This is a genomic window from Corynebacterium mastitidis DSM 44356 (assembly GCF_000375365.1).
Lineage (GTDB): Bacteria > Actinomycetota > Actinomycetes > Mycobacteriales > Mycobacteriaceae > Corynebacterium > Corynebacterium mastitidis.
This window is the reverse complement of sequence record NZ_AQXB01000007.1, coordinates 53,122-73,962: the sequence shown is the minus strand read 5'-3', so window position 1 is coordinate 73,962 and position 20,841 is coordinate 53,122. Positions and strand designations below refer to the sequence as shown.

Sequence of the window (20,841 nt, the reverse complement as noted above, 5' to 3'; positions counted from 1 at the left end):
GAGGGCGCTAGTTGCATAAGAACAGCGAAAGGATGAAAGCAATGGGTTTTCTTGACGAGGCAAAGCAGAAGGCCGGGGAGTTCCTGAAGTCCGATAAGGCCGAGCAGCAGACCGATCAGGTGCTGGACAAGGCCGCGGACCTGGCCAAGAACAAGCTGGGCGAGGACAAGGCCGATCAGGTGGACAAGGTGCGCAACGCCATCGACGACAAGATCGGCGGCCAGTCTCAGGCCGATACCCCCGACGAGCAGTAGTGCTCGCGCTGCTTCTCGACGCCCGCTGGCCCGCCCAGATCCCCCTGGACGCCTGGGGGCGCTGCACGGGGCCGGTGCGCGGCACCGAGGAGGTGCCGCCCGGCGTGGTGAGGCGGCTGGGGGAGCTGCTGCCGCTCGGGGAGGGCACGCTGGTGACCACGCTGCCGGAGGAGATCCCGGAGGGCTGCGAGGCCGTGGCGGCGCCGAGCCTGGACGATCCTGTGTGGCGGGCGCGCCAGGTGATGCGCCGGGCGCGCCGGATCGGGCAGTGGGAGCGGGAGCAGACGCACGCCACCCTGGTGCCCTACCTGCTTGAGGAGGCGGCGGAGTTCGCCCAGGAGGTGCGCGGGGGCGGCACCAGCCGGGACCTGCGCGCGGAGCTGGGAGACGTGCTGCTGCAGGTGCTCTTTCACGCCCAGCTCGCGGAGGAGCGCGGGGACTTTGACCTGGACGGCGTGGCCATGAGCTTTGTGCATAAGATGCGCTCGCGTGCGCCGTACCTCTTCGACGGCACCGAGGAGGTCGTGCCGGCGGCCGAGCAGAAGCGCCTGTGGGCCGAGGGCAAGCGGCGGGAGCGCTGCGCTACCATGAATCCTCATGGCGGGTGAAGGGCGTAGGGCGGCGGGCTGCGGGTGCGGCATCGTGCTTGCCCTCGTCCTGGTGATCGCGCTGGTGGCCTGGGGGTTTGCCGTGCTGGGCGGGGAGAAGGGGGTGCGCAGCCTCCAGCCTGTTCCCCGGGAGATCCCGCCGCGCGCGGGCGAGGAGGTCCCCGGGATCGACGTCCACGCGCCGGGGCGTACCTCGGACAAGCTGGGCTTTTGGGCCAAGCCCCTCGCGGAGGACACCGGCATCCCCGAGGCCGCGCTGCGCGCCTACGGCAACGCGGAGCTGATCGCCGCGGACGCCTGGCCCGGTTGCCACCTGCGGTGGACCACCCTGGCGGGCCTGGGCTACGTGGAGACGCGCCACGGCACCTATTCCGGCAAGTGGTTCAGCCACTCCAGCATCGGGGAGGACGGCGTGGTCTCCCCGCCCATCGTGGGCATCCCCCTCGACGGCTCGCCCGGCGTGGAGGAGATCCCGGACACCGACGGCGGCCGCCTGGACGGGGACAGCGAGCACGACCGCGCCGTGGGCCCCATGCAGTTCATCCCGGAGTCCTGGGCGCGCTACGGGCGCGACGCCAGCGGCGACGGCACGGCGGACCCGCAGCAGATCGACGACGCCGCGCTCACCGCCGCCCACCTCCTGTGCTCCGGACGGGACCTCAGCGACGCCGACCAGTGGGAGGACGCCATTCACTCCTACAACATGTCCCAGGAGTACCTGGTGAAGGTGCGCGACACCGCCAACTCCTACGCGCTGCGCCAACCGGCACCCTAGAGGGGCCTTATGAGGGGGCCTTAGTCACAGCCGGGCATGTTCGGGCAGACTCGGGCACCCACGCGCGGGGATTTTCTGGAACAATTGAGCGGGGAGGCGCGCTGGCGCGCCCCGTCCCAGGAAAGTACCGATTGATATGGCAATAGGAGGCCACGGTGGCTGACATCATGCACGTTTTTGCCCGCGAGATCATGGATTCCCGCGGTAACCCGACCGTTGAGGCGGAGGTGTTCCTCGACGACGGCGCGCACGGCGTGGCCGGCGTGCCCTCCGGCGCCTCCACCGGCGTGCACGAGGCGCACGAGCTGCGCGACGGCGGCGAGCGCTACCTGGGCAAGGGCGTGACCAAGGCCGTAGAAAACGTGAATGAGGAGATCGCGGACGAGATCGCCGGCATGGAGGCCGACGACCAGCGCCTGATCGACCAGGCGATGATCGCCCTGGACAGCACCGAGAACAAGTCCCGCCTGGGCGCCAACGCCATCCTGGGCGTGTCCATCGCCACGGCCAAGGCCGCCGCCGAGTCCGCCGGGCTGCCGCTCTACCGCTACATCGGCGGCCCCAACGCCCACGTGCTGCCGGTGCCCATGATGAACATCGTCAACGGCGGCGCCCACGCGGACTCCGGCGTGGACGTCCAGGAGTTCATGATCGCCCCCATCGGCGCGGAGACCTTCGCCGAGGCGCTGCGCACCGGCGCCGAGGTGTACCACGCGCTGAAGTCCGTGATTAAGTCCAAGGGCCTGTCCACCGGCCTGGGCGACGAGGGCGGCTTTGCCCCCTCCGTGGGCTCCACCAAGGAGGCCCTGGACCTCATCGTGGAGGCCATCAAGAAGGCGGGCTTTGAGCCCGGCAAGGACGTGGCCCTGGCCCTGGACGTGGCCTCCTCGGAGTTCTACAAGGACGGCTCCTACCACTTTGAGGGCGGCCAGCACACCGCCGAGGAGATGGCCAAGGTCTACGAGGAGCTGATCGACGAGTACCCCATCGTCTCCATTGAGGACCCGCTGCAGGAGGATGACTGGGAGGGTTACACCGCCCTGACCGCCGCCATCGGGGACAAGGTGCAGATCGTGGGCGACGACTTCTTTGTGACCAACCCCGCCCGCCTGCGCGAGGGCATCGAGAAGAAGGCCGCCAATGCCCTGCTGGTCAAGGTCAACCAGATCGGCACCCTCACCGAGACCTTCGACGCCGTGGAGCTGGCGCACCGCAACGGCTACCGCACCATGATGTCCCACCGCTCCGGCGAGACGGAGGACACCACCATCGCGGATCTGGCCGTGGCGCTGTCCTGCGGGCAGATCAAGACGGGCGCCCCGGCCCGTTCCGAGCGCGTGGCCAAGTACAACCAGTTGCTGCGCATCGAGCAGGAGCTGGGCGAGGCCGCCGTGTACGCGGGGCGCGACGCCTTCCCGCGTTTCCGGGGCTAGGAGCCTGCGTCGGGGGTAGATCAGCGGTGGGCCGTGCCGGGGGGGGGCGGCCCACCGCTTTTGTTTTTGTGGGTGCGTGGGGGCCATGCGATGAAGGGGGCCGCTGGCTATATTATTTCTTTCGTTTTTGGGTTGGTGATTTTCCGGTTTGTTTGTGTCCGGGCGGGCAAATTGGCTAGATTTTTAGCGTTTCTTCCTGGGGGATTATAGACCTTCGGGGTTGTGGTGGTGGCTTTTTGGGGTGTGGGTTATAGCACTGTGGAGGGGGTGGACGGGGTGTGGGTGGGGGAGTAGTTTCAGGGTTATTGCAGGGTTTTTCAGTGTTGGTTTATCGTGTGTTAAGGGGGGTGTTTGTATGTTGCGTCGTGTGGGGTTTGTGGTTGTGGCGTTGTCCGGAGCGGTGGCCTGTGGGGCGGGTGTGGCTAGGGCGGGTCCGGTGATTGATTTTTTGCCGTACCCGGTGGCTCCCTTTGGTGGGGAGAAGGTGTTGCCTGATCGTCAGGTGGAGCGTGTGACGGCGGATGGTTGGGTGCTGCATGCGGTGAAGTCCCAGGAGCGTATTCATGTGGCGCCGCCTTTGGATTCGTCTGTGACCACGGGGGAGGCTTTTGGCACGGTCACGGGTCGGGTGTGGATTGATGGTGAGGGGTTCCCGGAGTTGTCCGGTGCGGTGTTTGAGGCGGGGGTATCAGATTGGTTGCGGGGTGGATGTGTCCGGTGGTGTGGATTATGACGTGACGGGGACGGTGGGGGTTGCCCCGCACGCCACGGTGGGTATGGAGGGTGGCCCGCACGCCAGCATGGGGGTAGATGGTGGTCCCAGTGCGCAGCTTGCTGGGGAGGCCGGGCCTGATGTGAAGGTGACCCTGCCGGAGGGGTCGTTGACGGCGGGCGCGGATGCGAAGGTGAAGCCACAGGTGGGCGCGGATGCCACGGGTAAGGCGGAGGTCGGCGGGGATGCTACGGCGAAGGGGGAGGCGGGGTTGGATGCGAAGGCGGAGGTGACGCCGAGTATTCGGGGGCATTTTCATCCGGGCAAGGTGACTAATGTGGCGTTGGTGTCTATGCCTGTTGACCCGGGGTTTAAGCGTGCTGGTGGTGGTTTTACTGGGGCGCATCTCCAGGTTAATGGGTGTTTCGGGCCTGTGACGGTGCGTTCGTATGTGACTGTTTCTGCTTCGTCGGTGACCTCGGTAGATGCGGTGAGCGTCTACGGGGATGCCCAGCGTATTCGGTAAGGCGTGGGGTAGCAGACAGGGGTATGTCATGGGACAGCATGATGTGTATGACGGCGGGGTAGATGAGGCCGTGGTGGTAGACGAGTATGACCAGGGTGGGGGTGAGGCGGTTTATCCGGTGGAGACGGGAGGGCCTGCGGATTCTGCAACCGCATCGCCTGCTGGTGTGGCGGTGTGGGTCGCGGTGGGCAAACTCTTGTTGGGGTTGGTCGGCATGGTAGCGGTGTTGGCGTGTAGCGAGGGCATGGTCGGATTTGTGCAGCGGTGGGGTTATGTTCCGGTGATGTTGGTGTACATGCTTGCGATGATGCTCACCGGTGGCCTTGTTGCGGCGGGGGCGATGGGGTTGTGGTCGGTGATGCGGGGAGAGAAGTGATATGGCCAAGGCGGTGTTAAGGTACGGTCGGGGGCTGATGGCGGCCGGGGTGTTGGAGTGGTGGTGCGGGTTGGGTGCGCCTGTGGTGCAGGCGGAGACTCCCGCGCAACGGTGTGAGCGGGAGACTGCCCAGTGGAATGCCACCGAGGAGACGCTGTGGAGAGCGGTGCACCCGGGGCAAGAACCCGGTCCTGGTGCGTGGCCGCCCTATGTATGCGTCGGCGGGCCGGGTGCTCCTGATGGCGCTCCCAACGGGAGCCAGCCGGGGGCGGGGAGCCCGCCGGTGGTGGGCGATCAGCCCTTGGGGAGTCAGGAGGAGTCTGGGCATCAGCGCACTCATCGGTGGGATGATTCTTCTCCTCATCCGGGGAGGGTGCATCATTATGAGGGTTTTGGGCCGCGAGAATCCCAGTACTCCCAGGATATGCGGGATACGCGCTTAGGTGGGCGTTACGGAGGTCAGGGCGATTCCTCGGGGCGGCTCTCTGGTGTAAGCGGTGCGGATTCGGCGCGTTCGAATGTTCCTCGGGTAGCGGCGTGGGAGGTGGAGATCTCTCGAGACCACAACGGGCAGGACGAGGCGACGCCGCAGCGCGTGCAGGTGGTGGCGGATGAGCAGGGCCGTAGCCTGGTGGTGGATGACAAGGGGCGGGCCACCGGTGAGGTCGTGGTGATAGACCCGCAGGATGGGCGCACGTCGGTGATCCGTGATCAGGGTGTGGTGGGCAGGTTTTTGATATTGAAGAAAACCGCGAGGAATCTTCCCCCACCACGACGAGTACCATTTCGGCCCCGGACGTGCGGGGTGATAGGAGTGTGCGTGGTGAGTCATCGCCCACTGAGGCGGTAGTGAGCCGGGGCGGGGACTCCCCGATAGATGGGATGCTCGGTGGTGTCGGGGCGGCAGTAGGAGCGGCTGCGGCTGTGGGCAGGCGCATACGCCGTCGTGACGATGCGCACCGCATGGATATTGACTGGGGAGGGGGACGAAAGCAGTCCCTGGTGCTGCTGGAGGGGCCGGAGTCCGCGCGGGAGCACGTGTTTGAGATGGATGTTACTGTTGGTGGGCGGATGGTGAAGAACCCTGATGGGTCCGTGGATGTTGTGGATGCCCGCGGTGAGGTGGTGGAGCATGTGGATGCGCCGTGGGCGTTTGATGCCGCCGGGCGTCGGGTGCCGACGTGGTATGAGGTGGGTGAGGGCAATCAGCTTGTGCAGGTGGTAGATCCGGAGCGTACGACGTTGTTGCCTGTGTTGGCGGATCCGGATCGGCGTAAGAGCGGTACTGGTGGGTATAAGGCTGGTAAGGCTGCTGGGAAACCTGAGCGGAAGAAGATTAAGGGTGTTGGTGCCCCGCCGCCGGGGAAGGGGCAGGGTAAGCCTGTTAAGCCCACGACGCCGCCTGCGGGTAAAACACAGAGCGTGGGTAAGCCTTTGCCACCGGATGCGCCTCGGCGGAAGATTAAGAGTGTTGGTGCTCCGCCGCCTTCTCCTGCGGGAGAGAAGAATTTGTTGGGGAAGTATCCTAAGCAGGATCCGCAGAATGTTTGTACTCCGTCCCCGCAGAGCCAGCAGGGCAAGGACCTGATCAAGAAGTATCCTGCGGGGAGTAAGCCGTTACCGCCGGATTACAGTGGGGTGGGCAAGCCCTTGCCGCCGGATGCCCCTCGTAGGAAGATCAAGGCGGTGGGAGGGCCTCAGCCTAATCCGTATGAGCCGTTGCCGGAGAAGAAGGGCGCGAAGGGCTCGGGTAAGAGTGATGCTGGTAAGTCGCTGAAGTCTGACGCTCCGAGGCGGAAGATCAAGCGTATTGGCGCACCGCCGCCGCGCCCACCAAAGGATCAGGGGAAAGTCGTTGAAAAGACTCATGAAGTTGTTGGTGTGGCTTCTACCTTTGGCGGGGATATGCAGAAATCTTCGCATAGAGCTGATAATGTAAAAGAAAAGATAGGAGGGGAGAAAGTCTATCGAGAGGTTGGAAAGCATAGGACACCTAGTTCGATGGAGAAGGCTGGGAAGGCTATATCTAATTCGAAAGTACTGAATCGAATGGGTACGGCGGGAACTGTAATTTCGGTTGCCCCGGAAGCTGTGCAAGTTGTTACGGATTCTGAGCATGCGGGAGGACGTGCTGGGAAAGCGATTGGAGGCATCGGGGGTGGAGTAGGCGGAACCTATATAGGGGCGACGATAGGGGCGCTAGGAGGGCCTTTTGCTCCACTTACTGTTCCTCTCGGCGGCGCTATTGGAGGTTACTTTGGGAGTGAATATGGAGGACAGGCTGGCGAATATGTAGGGCAAAAAGCTCAAGACAAAATTCTCTAGTCCAAGAAAGTGTGAAGGGATTTACTGTTAGGATCTAAGTGGGCGTTGTTTTATTCATGATTTCATTTCAGATAATAGCCCTTTCTTTTATTTGAGTTGCAATTCTAGCTGCGTATATATAGAGTGATGCCTTATGATGATTTAAGGGCGAGAGTATTGGCGCATGCACACATTGCCATTCCCTGATTGTAGTTTTCATTTCCGTTTCTGCATTCTATGTCATTGAGGGGAGGATTTTTAGTTTTCAATTCTTGTTCATGTCGGTAGTTCTCCCTGTCGTGGGAATATTAGTTCTCATCCCCTCAATGCTGATGATGGAACTTTCTGTGCGAGACTTGTTTAATGTCCCGTATACTAGAATGACTATAGTAGTTTTATTCAACGTGTGGGCTTGCAGGGTTGATATGTTGCTAATGTTCTTCACTGGGAAGGGGTGGAGAATTTCCGATTCCCGAGCGGGAAAATGGGAGACTGTATTTCGACGAGCCGAGGAGCTGGGATGTGGTAACCTGAGGCATTAAATTCAAAGTCTAGCATGTTATATAATGTTGGGGTATTTTATGATTAAAGATTCCAAATTAATTCACCATCTTAGATTTTTGTAATCGTACCCTAATATTTCGATATTTTACTTACGGTGGTATATGGCATTTCTGATAGGGTGGAGCTGGACCGGATTGATCATCCAAAGGGGAAGTTCTTAGGTAACAGGGGAGATTCTTTCCCGATGCGTTCCATGTATCCAGACAAGGCCTTAGGCCAATACGCGGAACCTATACGGACAAATGTTCCACTGCCCGATAATATGAGGGTTCGGTTCGGTGAGATCGCTCCCGCTTTTGAACAGTCGGGAGGGGGAATGCAGTACGTATTTGAGGAGTTTAATGAAAATACCGGAGTGTTTGACATGGCGAGTTTGGGATTTCTTCTGGGTAAGAATTATCTCAGGAAGGTGTAAGCTCTATGTATATTATGCCTTACGGTTCTCTGTGGTGGGCGGAAGGAAATAGTGGTTCTGGGTGTGATTTTCGGGTGACCGCTGAGCAGTGGGATATTGTAGCCCGTTCCTTGCGCAGGTATGAGGAAGGTGTGCACCGTTATTTTGGTTATCAACCCGATAAGAGGGTTTGGGTTGGTAACTCGTATATTATGTACGGAGATTCTGGCCAGCTAGAGATGGATTCTTTGTATGTCGGTGTACGGCTAGGTCCAAGGAAGAGGATAATATCGACCTGGTTGTCTGTATTCCTTTCTGATCGGGATGAAGAATCGTATAGCTTTGATTTATTTGGGTCCTTTGACTTGACATGGAAGCATGTTCTTTCTTTGGGATTTGGTGCGGGGATGTTTTCTCTATTCCGAAAGATGGGAAAAGGGAGGGGGGATATTTTTCTTTGAAAAAATTCTTCCACCAGGGGTTCTGCGGATTGAAATTAATAGTGAAGGATTTCCCTCGGGAGAGTGTGGAGAGGTGTGGGATTCTTTCATCTCACGAACAAACCTGCCTCCCTGTAATGGTCCGGGGTCTCCTTCATATATGGGTTTTGGAATCCTTATAGGGGCGGATATGGAAAAGGATTTATGGTACCACACCCGTTTGAGGGATTTATTTGACATTGCTTACGCATTTCATATGGATCCATCGGACTGGGTGGATCTTCTCTTTGAGGCGGGATTCTCTGATCTGAAAGATGCTGACAATGTGTAGCGCTTTCCGTGGTATATCCTCCTGCTTCCTTGGCGGTGTTTTATGAAAATAATGCCTTACGGTTCTCTATGGCTGGCGGAAAGGAATAGTGGTCCTATTTGCGATTTTCATGTGACCGATGGGCAGTGGGATATTGTAACCCGTTCCTTGCGCAGGTATGAGGAAGGCGTGCACCGTTATTTTGGTTATCAACCCGATAAAGGGCTCTGGGGTGGTGACTCATATATCATGTATGGGGATCAAGGCCCGTTGGATTTTACTGAAGGATATACAGGGATTCGGCGCCAAGTACGTTTCTGTCAATGGCAAGTTGCATCATTGTCCGACAGGGGTGAGGAAACCCTATCTGTTTTTCGGTCTTCCACATTTGAATTGTCTTGAAAAATGTTATAGGAAAGCTTATTTGGGAGAACTTCTTCTTTTCCGGCCTGTGGTATGAATCTCGTAGGAGCTCCTTCTTTTCTGCATGGAACATGGATCGGTCTCATCTCTTTAGGATCGGGCGTGATAATGATTTTCTGGAAGGCTTCACCGAAGGTGCCGAGGCTGCATACTATAGTGTCATGTCTCGCTACAGCATAAGAGAACAGGGTGTGTACTCCTCCCCGTTTTCTGGTCCGGGATATATATTCCTTGATCGGCATGATGAAGATTCATGGATCGAAAGCCCTATGGGAAATAGATCGGACCTTTCCTGGTCATTCGGTCTGGGCGTAGAGGAGTGGGTGGATCTCTTGTTCCGGGTGGGATCGTCTTGAAAGCACTCGTGGTGTGTGGTGGTGCGCACGGCAGCGGTGTACGCAGTGGTGGTGGTCGCCTCGTAGTCTGTAGCCAGAAGAAAACGTACAAAGCCTTCAAGAGTAAGAGGAGAGCATGATGTGGGATCGCATCGGCAGGGTGCAGGGCAACTATATGTGGAATGCTACGGATAGCTTTCCGATGCGCTCCTTGCCCCCGTGGATACAGCTTGACCCCTACCTGCGGCTCGAGCACACCCGCACATCCCTCCCGGAGGGAATACACATCCGCTCGGGGCGTGTTGCCCCCGCGTTCGAGCAGCCCGGGGGTGGCACCCAGCATCTGTGTGAAAAACAGATTTACGTTGGCGATACCTGCGTAGGGGTCGAGCCGGTATCCGTTGCGGAGTTGATCGCAAGGGGCATCGTCAAACCTCTCGCAGACGACGGCGGTAGGGAAGCAGAGGAGTAAAGGGTATGAAGGTAGCGGACTTTGCGGCTTTATCATTGGCCGAGAACAACGCGGATGCTGTCTCCTGGTACGTCCCGTTCTCGCCGTTAAGCGATGAGGACTGGCAGACGGTGGTGCGGGGCGTGCAGCATTATGAGCAGGCCGTGCAGCGGCACCTCGGTCGGCAGGTGGATCGCTCGGTGTGGGTGGGCGATACCTACGTGATGTACGGCGAGGACGGGCCGTTGGAAACGGGCCCGGGGGATGTGGGGGTGCGCCGCAAGCGGCAGCAGCCTGCGGGCTGGTGGCCGTGCGTGCTGACGGATCGTGGCAGGGAGGCCTCCGGCGGGATCGCGCAGGCGGGTTGTTTTGAGGTGGCCTGGAAGCAGGTCATGTGGTGGCTGGTGTTGGAGCACTTCCTCCTGTCTCCGCAGTGGAGGCAGCAGGGGCGTACCTCCTTTTTCCAAGGCGAGCTAGCCCCGGGGTGTTCGTGTCTTAAGGTTGCGCCTGAGGGGCCTCGGCCCGAACCTCTGGTGGTGCCTGCCCCGCCGGAGATGGAGGTCCGTTCGGGCCGGGCGAGTGTGCAGTGGTGGAGGGATCGCAATTGGGTGTTGGATCCGGGTCAGGGGCCGTCGTTGTCGTGGGGGTCGGGGTATGTGTTTACCTCAGATGGTGTGGCGGGGCAGTGGTACATGTACGGCAGCGAGTCCTTTACGGATTTGTCGTGGGGGTTGGGCGTTGAGGTAGAGGAGTACATCGACCGCCTCTTTGAAGCCGCTCTATAACCACCGAGTGTCGGATACCCCCGCGCGCGTCTAGTGCTCGCCGCAGTTACTTGGCGCCGGTATCCCCTGGAACCTGTCCAGCAGGTACCCGAAGCTATCGCCCAGGCCGCCCGCGAGGGGAAGGACGTGGTTGAGGGTGCTGCCCGGCGCGACCTCGGGCAGCGGGTCGCTGCGGAAGAGCACCGGCGTTCCGGTGGCGCAGTAGGCGTCGGCCAGGGCGCGCACCTGCGGGTAGGGGATGGTGTCGTCGTTGACGCCGGCGTGGATCATCACGGGGCCGGTGGGGGCGCGCTGGCCCAGCCTTTGCGCGTCGAGCGCCCGGCGCAGCATGGGGGAGTGGGCGATCGTCTCGGAGAAGGACTCCCCGGTGGTGGAGAGCTCCCTGCTGTGCCGCCCGCCCCAGGCGAGGATGGCGTCGGGTATGCACATGGCGGGGGTTTCGGTGAAGTAGCGCCACCCCTCGGCGTTGAGTAGGGGCGCGATCTCCTCGCGGAAGATCGCGGGGTTCCGCTCGGAAAAGCCCATCACCGCCATGCCCAGAACCCCGAAGATGGCGTTGCCGTCCACGGCGTCGATGACCTCCGCGAGGTTCGCGGGCGGTGCCCCGGCGAAGGTGCCCACGATGTTGAGCGCGGGCGCGTAGGAGGCGGCGTGCTCCGCCGCGGCGGCGGTGGCCCCGCCGCCCTGAGAGTATCCCCAAAGGCCGACGGGGGAGTTGGCGTCGGCGGAGGCGTCGAGGAGGGTGGCGCGGGCGGCGTCGAGCACGGCGGCGGCCTCCTCCCGGTGGCGCACGTAGGTGTGTGCCCCGGGGGTGCCGAGCCCCACGTAGTCGGTCATGGTCACCCGGACCCCGGCCAGGAGGGCGAGGTGGGCGATGGGAAGCTCGTAGTTCATGCCCAGGGCGGCGGTGTGGGGATCGATGGAGAGTAGTCCGCGCGAGGGCGCGCAGGCGTCGGCCGCCCCGCGGGTGCCGGGTGCGATGACGAGGGTGGGGCGCGGCCCCTCCCCGAGCCACGGGAGGGTCGGTTCCAGCCGTATTCCGGAGACGGCCACTGGCGCGCCGTCGCTCAGCGTGGAGGAGTACAGGATCCTGGAGGCGCGGGCGGGCCAGCCCTGGGGGAGGAGATCGGGCGCGGGGGCCGTGCGGATGGGTACGCCGGGTTGTATGGGCAGGGTGGGTGGCGGGAGGTAGAAGGGGTCGTCGGGGTCGAAGAGCGGTGCGGCCTGGGCGGGGGCGGCGATCCCGTGCAGGAGGGCCGCGAGGCAGGCGGTCAACGCAACAAGTTTTTTAGAGAAAAATATATCCACGGGGAAATTATTCCGCCCGGCGCGGAACCTGGCAAGCGCGGGCGTCGGGGCCGGGCGGGGCGCTGCTTACAATGGTGCCCATGCACATCACGGACCTGCCGGAACGCTCCCAGGACTACCTGAAGACGATTTACGATCGCCAGGAGTGGGACGGCGGCGCGGCCAGCCTTTCCGACCTCGCGGCGGCCCTGGGGCAGCGCCGATCCACGGCGTCGGAGGCCATCAAGAGGCTGGTCGGCGCGGGCCTGGTGGATCACGCCCCCTACGGGGACGTCACGCTCACCGAGCAGGGGCACCGCCTGGCCGTGCAGTTGGTGCGCCGCCACCGTCTCATCGAGTCCTTCCTGGTGCAGTACCTGGGCTACCGCCTCGATGAGGTGCACGACGAGGCCGAGGTGCTGGAGCACGCCGTCTCGGACACCTTCGTGGAGCGTATCGACGCCGCCCTGGGGCATCCGCAGCGGGACCCGCACGGCGATCCCATCCCCGGCGTGGACGGCCACGTGGACGAGCCGGGCGCGGTGGCGTTGTCCTCGGTGCCGCCGGGGGCGAGCGCCGTGGTGGAGCGGGTGCGCGACCGCGACCCCGCCCTGCTGCGCTACCTGAGCGACCACGGGGTGCTGCCCGGCGCTCGGGTGGAGGTCCTGCCCCCGCCCTACCCGGGCATGGCCCTGCTCAGGGTGGGGCGAGACGAGGTGAGCGTGAGTGCTGCGGCGCTGGAATCCATCCTCGCGCTAAGATAAGAACCCTATGGCACCCAGCGACCGGAAACCCAAGCGCCAGCGCGGGCGCGTTCCGGTGTCCCACCGCGATACAGAACCGGAAGGCCCGCGCGCCCGGCTTCGCGTGCCCACCGTGCGGCTGAGCATCGCGGAGAGCGCCGTGATCGTGGTAGTGGCCATCCTCATTCTGGGGGCGGTGGCGGTGCCGCTGCGCAACTACTTCCAGGGGCGCACGGACATCGCCCGTACCACCGAGGCCATCGCGCAGAAACAGGAGGAAAAGGACCGCCTGCTGCGCGAGATCGACCGCTACGGCTCGGAGGCCTACCAGCGCGAGGAGGCTCGCAAGCGCCTGGGCGTGATCGAGGAGGGGGAGACCGCCTTCCGCATCCTGGACCCCGCCATGAGCACCAGCTCCGAGGCCGCGCAGGACCAGGACGAGGAGGGCACGCAGCAGTGGTGGAGCGTGCTGTGGGACTCCATCGCCACCCCCGACTCCGCCACCTCCGAGGAGCCGCTGGAGGCGGGCGAGGTGGACACGCACATGCCCATCGAGGAGGGGCGTCCCCTAGACTGATCGGCATGACAGTCAGCGCAGCCGATCTTTCCACCGTTGCCGAGCAGTTGGGCCGCGCCCCGCGCGGGGTGCTCGACATCGCCTACCGCACCCCGGACGGCGCCCCCGCCGTGGTCAAGACCGCCCCGCGCCTGGAGGACGGCACGCCCTTTCCCACGCTGTACTACCTCACCGACCCCCGGCTCACGGCGGAGGCCTCGCGCCTCGAGGTGGCCCGCGTGATGGCCTGGATGACCGAGCGCCTGGGGCGCGACGATGCCCTGGCCGCCGACTACCGCGAGGCCCACGAGCACTACCTCGCCACCCGCAACGCCATCGAGGACCTGGGCACCGACTTCTCCGGCGGCGGCATGCCCGACCGTGTGAAGTGCCTGCACGTGCTCATCGCCTACGCGCTCGCGGAGGGGCCCGGCAGGCTGCGGCTGGGAACGGAGGCCGTGGCGATGGCCGCCGACCACGGAAACCTGCGCGGTACCGCCATCCCCGCCGACTGGCCCACCGCCGCAGACCTGGGCATCAACCTGGACGACTTTGACTTCTCCCGAGCGTAAGGGGCACCCGATGACTCGACTCGCCGCCATCGACTGCGGAACCAACTCCATCCGCCTGCTCATCAGCGAGATCGTGGGCGGTATCCCCCGGGAGATCCACCGCACCATGGAGATCGTGCGCCTGGGGCAGGGCGTGGACGCCACCGGCGAACTGCACCCCGACGCCCTGGCGCGCACCCGCGCCGCGCTGGAACGCTACGTGGACACCATGCTCTTCGAGAAGGTGGAGCGCGTGCGCATGGTGGCCACCTCCGCCACCCGCGACGCCGAGAACCGCGAGGACTTCTTCGCCATGACCGCCGAGCTGCTGGGGCGCGTCCAACCGGGCGCGCAGGCCGAGGTGATCTCGGGGGAGGAGGAGGCCCTGCTGTCCTTCCGGGGCGCGGTGCGGGACCTGCCCGCCGAGGCCGGCCCCTTCTGCGTGATCGACCTCGGCGGCGGCTCCACCGAGTTCGTGGTGGGCCCCCACGACGGCGACCTGGCCGGGGCCACCTCCGCGCAGATGGGCTGCGTGCGGCTCACCGAGCGGATCATGCGCAGCGACCCGCCCACGGCCTCGGAGGCGGAGATCGCCCGCGACTACATCCGCGAGCGCCTGGACACGGTCACCACCCTCGTGCCGCTGTCCCGCGCCGCGACCTTTGTGGGCTGCGCGGGCACCTTCACCACCCTTTCCGCGCTGGCCCAGGGCCTAGAGCGCTACGACCCCTCCATGATCCACTGCTCGGAGCTGAACTTCGACGCCCTGCGGGTGCTCACCGGCCAGCTCGCCGCGACCCCCTCGGCCGAGCGGGCCATGAACCCCGTGATCCACCAGGGGCGCGCCGACGTGATCGGCTCCGGCGCCATCATCGTCCAGGAGATCATGGACGTGATCGAGCGGGAAACGCCCGCGAGGTCCTTTGTGATCTCGGAGAAGGACATCCTGGACGGGATCATCGACAGCCTCCGCGATCCTGCTTGATCCCGCCGCGCGCTCACGCGCTATACTCAACCGAAGCACCCGCCCGGTGCGCCGGGAGCCCGCGTTCTGGTTCCCCAGGCCGGGTGGCGTAGGCCCCTATAGCCCAATTGGCAGAGGCAGCAGACTTAAAATCTGCTCAGTGTCGGTTCGAGTCCGACTGGGGGCACTATAACCAGGGAAAACAGGGTCGGAGACGGGGGAAACGAGCCACTTCCATCATAAACCCATCACAAACAAACCAGCCCCAAACCCCACCACCAGAACATTTTTTCGCCACCAGGGAACCCGCGCCACGGCCCCGCAGTCTAATCAAAACATGATGCTCCTCATCGACGCCGACGACGGCCGCTGGCAAGCCATAGGACCCCCGAAGAACTCACCGCTGCACTAATAGCCCGCCTACCACGCAGTCTGAACGAGAGTGATCTAGCTGTACTGGCGGCGCTTGTTATGGAGTGTAAGCCGGGAGACGTGATTATAGAAGCTCTCCAGTGCAAGAAAAAATGATTTTCACGCCTGAAATATTTTCTCTACTTTTATAGCAATATTTATATCAGTGGGATATTATTCTAACCAGTTTATGTCGTGCAGATTGTAGGTATTAATTATAGAATTTCAAAAAATAGGGTAAGATTGTGGGTTATGCAAAGCTGGGAACATCCGCTGTCCGTTGGTGTAAAGGGGGCGAATCCCTTATGATGTAGTTGAGTTTCCTTCCATGGAAGGACACTCAACTAACCAAAATTAATGTGCATGTACTGCGTATATGGCACTTTATTTACCCGCTGTAGTGCGGCTGCTTGGCTATTTTCCCCTCTATTTTATCCCGGTTTGAATTAAGTTTCGTTGGGATAAATAGATGTGTGACTGCAAAAATGATAGTAGCAACACGGGAAATGTCATTAGGCAATGCTATGGAAATGAAAATGATTGCCATGAAAAAGAACGTGGTGCGAATCTTCTCGGCCCACCTGTCCCGTAAATTACTCTTCGCATGAATAGCCATGCCGAATGTTGCAAGCAGGGCTATTGCATACATCCATGGGTACCAAGAATCTGCGAGAAAACCGGAAAACCCATGAACCTCTATGATGGAAGATGCGCATACCGCGAAAACTGCACCAATCAACTCATAGATTCGAGATGTGGGCCCAGTAGGTGACATCATATTAATCATCTTCGATTTCTGCCCTTAGCGGCGGGAATCCCCACTTGCTATAGAAGGTTATCCCCTTACCCTGTGCGACAGCTCCAGTGATTTTAAGGGCGAGATCAGCGAAGAAAGCAAAACCGAGTGCACCACCGACTGAGGCAACCAGCGTCCCGATTGGACCTGCTTCGATGGATGCCCAGGCAATGAAGGCTGCCTCTAGGGCATAGGGGCCCGCTTCGGCTGCAGCAACGAGAGTAGCTGCAGCACCGTACTTGAGATCGTTATTACTGATGTGTCCAAGACGGTGGTCATATGTTGTGACGATCCGCTTATCACTCTTGCCGCGATCAAGGGTCTCTTGATCGAGATTCATGATTGCGTGAAGCTGTTCAAGCTCGGAATCTGAGAAATCGTAGTTTGACTTGATTTCCTCATCGGTCAGGTCAACGGTTAGTTTTTCGTCTTCTGCTCCCTGGTAGTGTTCTCCGATGGAAGCTACCTTTTCGACAAACTGGAGGTCCTCTTCCGATATATTTTCTAGCGTTTCGACTATTGCATCTTCAGGCCAGACGGTTTCTTTTTCATTGTCGGTTTCTGCATTTGCGACGCTGTGGGGAAAGGTTAATGCGAGAGCGGTGCTTAGTGTAATTGCTTTAATGGTTTTTTCATTGCTTCAACCTTTCTTGTTTTTAGTGAAGGAAAAATCCTGGGTACGCTTTTTATTTTCGATTCTCTATCCTGTATCTCCTTTCCGTTGACTTGAACCTTAGGGCATTATCTTGGCCTCTGCGTGGAAACGGAGGCGTATCCCCCCATTATGGGTGTGTACGGAAGTTGGCCTTGCTGGTGAGCCGGGTTATATAATGTATAGACTTTATGGGGTCCAGGTGGTGGGATGAGTTGGGGGTCTGCGGGGTATTGGCGCCCTCTAGGCTGATAGGCATGGACGAAGCGGAGAAACGGCGACTGCTGGACGCTTGCGCAGCGCGAATATGAGGAAGCTGTGAGGGCGGTGGAGCTGCCGAAGGTGCGTCGTAGAGAGGCGTTTGCTGCTGCGCTACGCATGCGCATAACGGCGCGGGAGATAGCCGAGATTACGGGGCTGTCGGGCTCTGTAATTACCCGTCTATCTAAAGGTCAGCGTTAATTTTGACGCGCGCGTCATCTTAGTTTGGTCTGGTTGAGGCGGCCTGGGTTGGTCGGAGACTAGGTTTTACCCTAGGAGGACGATCAGCATCATGGCACGGCCCAGCAAGTACGACACTGCCACCCAAGAACGCGCGGTACGTATGTACTTCGAACGTCTCGAAGACGGCGACATCTCCAAGGCAGCCGCCCGCCGAGAGATCGGCGAACTGCTCGGCGTAAAGGAATCCACCCTGCGCAACTGGATCCGAAAACAGGAAAAGCAGGAACAAGCACCCCAGCCCGGCTCCCTGTCTTACGAGCAGCTCCAGGCTGCCTACCAGGAGCAGGCCAAGGAAGTCGCCAAACTGCGACGAGCCAATGAGATCCTCAAGACGGCGTCAGCTTTTTCGCCCAAGCGGAGCTCGACCGCAAACTTTGGTAGTCGTGGATTTCATCCGCACCTACCGGAACCGCTTCGGGGTCGAGCCAATCTGCGAAACCTTGACTGCCCACGGCATCGCGATTGCCCCGAGCACCTTCTACGCCCACCAGTCCCGCGGCTTCGGCCCCACCGGAGCCGAACTCGACGAAGCGTACGCCGCCCACCGCATCTACCGACTGTGGGAGGAAAACCGCAAGGTCTATGGCCGGCGCAAGCTCTGGAAAGCAGCCATCCGTGACGGCATGCTTATTGGTCGTGACCAGGTGGAACGGCTGATGAAGATCACCGGCATCCGCGGTGTGTCCCGCGGGATGCACCGCAAGAAGACGACCGTGGCCAATCCTGCGCACCGCCGGCACCCGGACCGAATAGGCCGTCGGTGGAGGTATCCGTCGCATCCGGATCAGTGGTGGATCGCGGACTTCACCTACGCCTGGACGCGGGAGGGATTCTGCTACGTCGCCTTCATCGTCGACGCCTACTCGCGGCAGGTCCTTGGCTGGGTCGTCACCACGGTGATGGACACCAGGATGGTGCTCATGGCCCTGGAACACGCGTTGTTCAGCCGCAGACGCACCCGCATGGATTTCACCGCCACCGGCATCGTCCATCACTCGGATGCCGGGGCGCAATACACCTCGCTGGCGTTCACCGACGCGCTGGCAGACGCCGGACTCCAGGGCTCGATCGGCTCGGTCGGTGATGCTCTGGACAACGCGATGATGGAGTCGACGATTGGGCTGTACAAGACTGAGCTCATCGACGTCGATCCCGCATGCACATGGAGGGATGCCCGGGAGGTCGAAACGGAAACGGCCTCGTGGGTCTACTGGTACAATCACCAGCGTCTGCATTCGTCGATCGGTGACGTTCCCCCGATTGAATACGAGCAGGAGTACGAGGAATTCAACACCACCCGAAAAGCCCAGTAAGGCTTTTACCCGTAGTCTCCGAAAAACTCAGGCCGATTCAGTTTTTGCGCGCCCCCGCACTATGGCCTTTCTCACGCCGTGGCTAGGCCTGGCCTGTGAGCGTGAGCCAGATGAGTGCGATGTTGAGCGTTACGATCGCCGCGCACACCACACCCGCCGCCGCGTTCAGGGGCGCGGGATTGGCCCATCGCCCCATGACCCGGGCGCGGGAGGTGAGCCAGGCCAGGGGGATGAGGGCGAAGGGAATGCCGATGCTTAAGACCACCTGGCTGAGCACCAGGGCCCAGGTGGGCTCGGCCCCCGAGGCGAGGATGATGAGTGCGGGCACGAGGGTGATGCAGCGGCGGGCCAGCAGGGGGACACGGATGTGCAGGAGGTCGCGCATGACCATGTCCCCCGCGTAGCATCCCACGGAGGTGGAGGCCAGCCCCGAGGCGAGCAGGCCGATGGCGAAGATCACGCCGATGCCCGCGCCGAGGTGCGTGGCCACGGCCTGGTGGGCCCCCTCGATGGTGTCCGTGCCCTCCACGCCGCGCAGCGCCTGGGCGGCCAGGCAGAGCATGGCGATGTTCACGCTGCCCGCCACGGTCAGCGCCAGGCCCACGTCCACCTTGGTGGCGCGCAGGTAGTGGCGCATGCCGTCCTCGACCTGCGGGCGGAAGCGGTGATCGCGCACCAGCCCGGAGTGCAGGTAGATGGCGTGGGGCATGACGGTGGCCCCGAGCATGCTGGCGGCGAGCAGGACGGTGGGGGTGCCTTGGAATCGGGGGACGAGCCCCTGGGCCATCGCGCCCAGATCGAGCCCGGAGACGAACAAACCCGAGACGAACCCGAGGGTGATGACAGCGAGGAAACCCACGATCACAGCCTCGAAGCTGCGCTGGGTGCGCTGCCCCTGGAGGGCGAGCATGGCCAGGGACACCGCCGAGACGATGAACCCGCTGAGCAGGAGCGGGGTGCCAAAGAGGAGGTGCAGCGCCACCGCGCCGCCGATGACCTCCGCGATGTCGGTGGCCGCCACGATGATCTCCGCCTGGCCCCAGTAGAGCCAGCGCGGGACGCGGGGGAGCCGCCCTGAGAGTTCCGCCGTGAGGCTGCGCCCGGTGACGAGCGCGAGCTTGGCGGAGAGGTACTGCACCAGCGCCGCCATGAGGTTGGCCAGGACCAGCACCCACAGCAGGAGGTAGCCGTACTCCGCCCCGGCGGAGAGGTTGGCGGCCACGTTGCCGGGGTCCACGTACGCGATGGCGGCCACGAAGGCGGGGCCGAGCAGGCTGGTGATCCTTGGCTGCCTGCGGGCGGGGGCCTCGGGGGAGGAAAGCACCGTTTCACCTCACGATCATAAAAAGTTCAATTGGTTGAACTCATGGTAGCCGCGACGGGTCTCAGCGGGCAAAAACGGAAAAGGGGAACTTTGAAGGTGTGTGCCGCGTTCACCATAGTGACATGCTCCGAGCAAAGGAAAGGACTGGGGAACCGCGATGAGAAGCAGCAACCCGGTATTTAGCAACCTCACAGAGACCACCGAGCGCGAGCTGCGCGAGGGCGGCTACCAGCAGGCCTCCGCCGAGCGCCCGATGACCATCGACGACGTGGTGACCAAGACCGGCATCACGCTCGCCATCATTATCGGCCTGGGCATCGTGAACTTCGTGATCGGGATGAGCAACCCCAGCCTGGCGGTGCTGCTCACCGGCGTGGGCGCCATCGGCGGCTTTATCACCGTGCTGGTCTCCGCGTTTAGCAAGAGCTTCGGCTCCGCCGCCGTCACCCTCATCTACGCCGCCTTCGAGGGGCTGTTCGTGGGCGGCTTCTCCTTCCTCTTTGCCAACACCGGCTTCACGGAGGGGATGACGGGCAGCGGCAGCGCGGACATGGCGATCATCGGCCAGGCCATCCTGGGCACCGTGGGCGTGTTCATCGGCATGCTCGTGGTGTACCGCACCGGCGCGGTCAAGGTCACGCCCAAGTTCAACCGCATCCTCACCGGCGTGATCGTGGGCATCGCGGTGCTGGCCCTGGGCAACCTCCTCACCGCGCTCATCTTCGACTTCAACCCGCTGCGCGACGGCGGCCCGCTGGCCATCGTGTTCTCCCTGGTGTGCATCGTGCTCGCCGCGATGAGCTTCCTCCAGGACTTTGATCAGGCCGATCGCCTGATCCGCGCCGGTGCCCCGGCGAAGAACGCCTGGGGCGTGGCCCTGGGCCTGGCGGTCACCCTGGTGTGGCTCTACACCGAGATCCTGCGCCTGCTCAGCTACCTGCGCAACGACTAAGCGCGGGCCCCGGCCTCCTCGCCGGGGGAAGCATAGAAGGAGGGCCCGTCCCGGTAGGGGACGGGCCCTCCTTCTATGTGGTGAGGAACCCGAAAGGG

The 20,841-nt window shown here is 62.0% G+C and carries 23 protein-coding genes, 1 tRNA gene and 1 other annotated feature; of the genes, 20 read left to right on the top strand and 4 right to left on the bottom strand.

Translation table 11 applies throughout. The annotated features are described in order from the left end of the window. The first annotated feature begins 41 nt into the window (after nucleotides 1-41). From B140_RS0109030 to B140_RS0108990, 12 genes are all read left to right on the top strand, one after another. Nucleotides 42-254, top strand: a complete 213-nt coding sequence (locus B140_RS0109030) for an antitoxin (protein ID WP_018119035.1) — start codon at nucleotides 42-44, stop codon at nucleotides 252-254. Then, on the top strand, nucleotides 254-862 hold the full coding sequence (locus B140_RS0109025) for a MazG nucleotide pyrophosphohydrolase domain-containing protein (protein WP_018119034.1): 609 nt from the start codon (nucleotides 254-256) through the stop codon (nucleotides 860-862). The genes B140_RS0109030 and B140_RS0109025 overlap by 1 nt, the downstream gene beginning before the upstream one ends. Further along, nucleotides 852-1,637, top strand: a complete 786-nt coding sequence (locus B140_RS0109020) for a lytic transglycosylase domain-containing protein (RefSeq protein WP_018119033.1) — start codon at nucleotides 852-854, stop codon at nucleotides 1,635-1,637. The genes B140_RS0109025 and B140_RS0109020 overlap by 11 nt, the downstream gene beginning before the upstream one ends. Nucleotides 1,638-1,792: 155 nt before the next feature. After that, nucleotides 1,793-3,070: a phosphopyruvate hydratase gene (gene eno / locus B140_RS0109015; protein WP_018119032.1), complete on the top strand. Its 1,278-nt coding sequence runs from the start codon at nucleotides 1,793-1,795 to the stop codon at nucleotides 3,068-3,070. 355 nt (nucleotides 3,071-3,425) lie between these two features. Next, entirely contained in the window at nucleotides 3,426-3,803 is a 378-nt protein-coding gene (locus B140_RS14430) for an MspA family porin (RefSeq protein ID WP_244874414.1), read from the top strand. Beyond that, nucleotides 3,709-4,308: an MspA family porin gene (locus tag B140_RS14650; RefSeq protein ID WP_425304664.1), complete on the top strand. Its 600-nt coding sequence runs from the start codon at nucleotides 3,709-3,711 to the stop codon at nucleotides 4,306-4,308. The genes B140_RS14430 and B140_RS14650 overlap by 95 nt, the downstream gene beginning before the upstream one ends. 28 nt (nucleotides 4,309-4,336) lie before the next feature. Next, on the top strand, nucleotides 4,337-4,684 hold the full coding sequence (locus B140_RS0109005) for a hypothetical protein (protein ID WP_018119030.1): 348 nt from the start codon (nucleotides 4,337-4,339) through the stop codon (nucleotides 4,682-4,684). 963 nt (nucleotides 4,685-5,647) lie between these two features. Beyond that, nucleotides 5,648-7,009 carry a hypothetical protein gene (locus B140_RS13840; protein WP_156801726.1) on the top strand — a complete coding sequence of 454 codons (1,362 nt, stop codon included), beginning with the start codon at nucleotides 5,648-5,650 and terminating at the stop codon, nucleotides 7,007-7,009. 637 nt (nucleotides 7,010-7,646) lie between these two features. Next, nucleotides 7,647-7,967, top strand: coding sequence for a TNT domain-containing protein (locus tag B140_RS13400; RefSeq protein ID WP_169332534.1), 321 nt, complete (start codon nucleotides 7,647-7,649; stop codon nucleotides 7,965-7,967). 357 nt (nucleotides 7,968-8,324) lie between these two features. Further along, complete coding sequence (locus B140_RS13835) at nucleotides 8,325-8,717, top strand: hypothetical protein (protein ID WP_156801725.1); 393 nt, start codon at nucleotides 8,325-8,327, stop codon at nucleotides 8,715-8,717. Between the two features lie 873 nt (nucleotides 8,718-9,590). After that, nucleotides 9,591-9,926, top strand: a complete 336-nt coding sequence (locus tag B140_RS14645) for a TNT domain-containing protein (RefSeq protein WP_018119029.1) — start codon at nucleotides 9,591-9,593, stop codon at nucleotides 9,924-9,926. A 5-nt stretch (nucleotides 9,927-9,931) separates the two neighbouring features. Further along, entirely contained in the window at nucleotides 9,932-10,690 is a 759-nt protein-coding gene (locus B140_RS0108990) for a hypothetical protein (RefSeq protein ID WP_018119028.1), read from the top strand. A gap of 30 nt (nucleotides 10,691-10,720) precedes the next feature. On the opposite strand, the gene B140_RS0108985 is transcribed toward B140_RS0108990, so the two are convergent. Beyond that, nucleotides 10,721-11,998, bottom strand: coding sequence for a lipase family protein (locus B140_RS0108985; protein ID WP_244874413.1), 1,278 nt, complete (start codon nucleotides 11,996-11,998; stop codon nucleotides 10,721-10,723). Nucleotides 11,999-12,078: 80 nt separating this feature from the next. Here B140_RS0108985 and B140_RS0108980 point away from each other — a divergent pair, with 80 nt between their 5' ends. From B140_RS0108980 to B140_RS0108960, 5 genes are all read left to right on the top strand, one after another. Beyond that, complete coding sequence (locus tag B140_RS0108980; RefSeq protein ID WP_018119026.1) at nucleotides 12,079-12,741, top strand: metal-dependent transcriptional regulator; 663 nt, start codon at nucleotides 12,079-12,081, stop codon at nucleotides 12,739-12,741. A 7-nt stretch (nucleotides 12,742-12,748) separates the two neighbouring features. After that, complete coding sequence (locus tag B140_RS0108975; protein ID WP_026166185.1) at nucleotides 12,749-13,297, top strand: septum formation initiator family protein; 549 nt, start codon at nucleotides 12,749-12,751, stop codon at nucleotides 13,295-13,297. A gap of 5 nt (nucleotides 13,298-13,302) precedes the next feature. Next, nucleotides 13,303-13,848, top strand: coding sequence for a DUF501 domain-containing protein (locus tag B140_RS0108970; protein ID WP_018119024.1), 546 nt, complete (start codon nucleotides 13,303-13,305; stop codon nucleotides 13,846-13,848). A 10-nt stretch (nucleotides 13,849-13,858) separates the two neighbouring features. Then, on the top strand, nucleotides 13,859-14,812 hold the full coding sequence (locus tag B140_RS0108965) for a Ppx/GppA phosphatase family protein (RefSeq protein WP_018119023.1): 954 nt from the start codon (nucleotides 13,859-13,861) through the stop codon (nucleotides 14,810-14,812). 92 nt (nucleotides 14,813-14,904) lie between these two features. Next, nucleotides 14,905-14,978, top strand: a tRNA-Leu gene (locus B140_RS0108960). 612 nt (nucleotides 14,979-15,590) lie between these two features. Here the strand turns inward: B140_RS0108960 and B140_RS13830 are convergent. Both B140_RS13830 and B140_RS13825 read right to left on the bottom strand, forming a co-directional pair. Continuing rightward, entirely contained in the window at nucleotides 15,591-15,989 is a 399-nt protein-coding gene (locus tag B140_RS13830; RefSeq protein ID WP_156801724.1) for a hypothetical protein, read from the bottom strand. After that, nucleotides 15,982-16,338, bottom strand: coding sequence for a hypothetical protein (locus B140_RS13825; protein ID WP_156801723.1), 357 nt, complete (start codon nucleotides 16,336-16,338; stop codon nucleotides 15,982-15,984). Before B140_RS13825 ends, B140_RS13830 begins: the two co-directional genes overlap by 8 nt. Nucleotides 16,339-16,453: 115 nt before the next feature. Here B140_RS13825 and B140_RS13820 point away from each other — a divergent pair, with 115 nt between their 5' ends. Together B140_RS13820 and B140_RS0108955 are read left to right on the top strand one after the other, a co-directional pair. Continuing rightward, nucleotides 16,454-16,723, top strand: a complete 270-nt coding sequence (locus B140_RS13820; RefSeq protein WP_156801722.1) for a hypothetical protein — start codon at nucleotides 16,454-16,456, stop codon at nucleotides 16,721-16,723. A gap of 480 nt (nucleotides 16,724-17,203) precedes the next feature. Continuing rightward, a protein-coding gene (locus B140_RS0108955; protein ID WP_156801721.1) for an IS3 family transposase occupies nucleotides 17,204-18,467 on the top strand; the annotation gives its coding sequence in 2 pieces (ribosomal slippage) (nucleotides 17,204-17,499 and nucleotides 17,498-18,467; 1,266 coding nt in all). Next, nucleotides 17,494-17,624, top strand: a sequence feature (AL1L pseudoknot). (Overlaps the previous gene by 131 nt.) An 82-nt stretch (nucleotides 18,468-18,549) precedes the next feature. On the opposite strand, the gene B140_RS0108950 is transcribed toward B140_RS0108955, so the two are convergent. After that, on the bottom strand, nucleotides 18,550-19,791 hold the full coding sequence (locus tag B140_RS0108950; protein WP_018119021.1) for an Nramp family divalent metal transporter: 1,242 nt from the start codon (nucleotides 19,789-19,791) through the stop codon (nucleotides 18,550-18,552). A gap of 157 nt (nucleotides 19,792-19,948) precedes the next feature. Here B140_RS0108950 and B140_RS0108945 point away from each other — a divergent pair, with 157 nt between their 5' ends. Further along, nucleotides 19,949-20,743: a Bax inhibitor-1/YccA family protein gene (locus B140_RS0108945; protein WP_018119020.1), complete on the top strand. Its 795-nt coding sequence runs from the start codon at nucleotides 19,949-19,951 to the stop codon at nucleotides 20,741-20,743. The last annotated feature ends 98 nt before the right edge of the window (nucleotides 20,744-20,841 follow it).

Bases quoted from the DNA above. Each gene is read 5' to 3' on its own strand.
- B140_RS0109030 (WP_018119035.1), top strand. From the start codon at position 42: ATGGGTTTTCTTGACGAGGCAAAGCAGAAGGCCGGGGAGTTCCTGAAG.
- B140_RS0109020 (WP_018119033.1), top strand. From the start codon at position 852: ATGGCGGGTGAAGGGCGTAGGGCGGCGGGCTGCGGGTGCGGCATCGTG.
- B140_RS14430 (WP_244874414.1), top strand. From the start codon at position 3,426: ATGTTGCGTCGTGTGGGGTTTGTGGTTGTGGCGTTGTCCGGAGCGGTG.
- B140_RS14650 (WP_425304664.1), top strand. From the start codon at position 3,709: ATGGTGAGGGGTTCCCGGAGTTGTCCGGTGCGGTGTTTGAGGCGGGGG.
- B140_RS0109005 (WP_018119030.1), top strand. From the start codon at position 4,337: ATGGGACAGCATGATGTGTATGACGGCGGGGTAGATGAGGCCGTGGTG.
- B140_RS13840 (WP_156801726.1), top strand. From the start codon at position 5,648: ATGGATATTGACTGGGGAGGGGGACGAAAGCAGTCCCTGGTGCTGCTG.
- B140_RS13835 (WP_156801725.1), top strand. From the start codon at position 8,325: ATGTTCTTTCTTTGGGATTTGGTGCGGGGATGTTTTCTCTATTCCGAA.
- B140_RS14645 (WP_018119029.1), top strand. From the start codon at position 9,591: ATGATGTGGGATCGCATCGGCAGGGTGCAGGGCAACTATATGTGGAAT.
- B140_RS0108990 (WP_018119028.1), top strand. From the start codon at position 9,932: ATGAAGGTAGCGGACTTTGCGGCTTTATCATTGGCCGAGAACAACGCG.
- B140_RS0108980 (WP_018119026.1), top strand. From the start codon at position 12,079: ATGCACATCACGGACCTGCCGGAACGCTCCCAGGACTACCTGAAGACG.
- B140_RS0108975 (WP_026166185.1), top strand. From the start codon at position 12,749: ATGGCACCCAGCGACCGGAAACCCAAGCGCCAGCGCGGGCGCGTTCCG.
- B140_RS0108970 (WP_018119024.1), top strand. From the start codon at position 13,303: ATGACAGTCAGCGCAGCCGATCTTTCCACCGTTGCCGAGCAGTTGGGC.
- B140_RS0108965 (WP_018119023.1), top strand. From the start codon at position 13,859: ATGACTCGACTCGCCGCCATCGACTGCGGAACCAACTCCATCCGCCTG.
- B140_RS13830 (WP_156801724.1), bottom strand. From the start codon at position 15,989: ATGATTAATATGATGTCACCTACTGGGCCCACATCTCGAATCTATGAG.
- B140_RS13825 (WP_156801723.1), bottom strand. From the start codon at position 16,338: ATGAATCTCGATCAAGAGACCCTTGATCGCGGCAAGAGTGATAAGCGG.
- B140_RS13820 (WP_156801722.1), top strand. From the start codon at position 16,454: ATGGAAGCTACCTTTTCGACAAACTGGAGGTCCTCTTCCGATATATTT.
- B140_RS0108945 (WP_018119020.1), top strand. From the start codon at position 19,949: ATGAGAAGCAGCAACCCGGTATTTAGCAACCTCACAGAGACCACCGAG.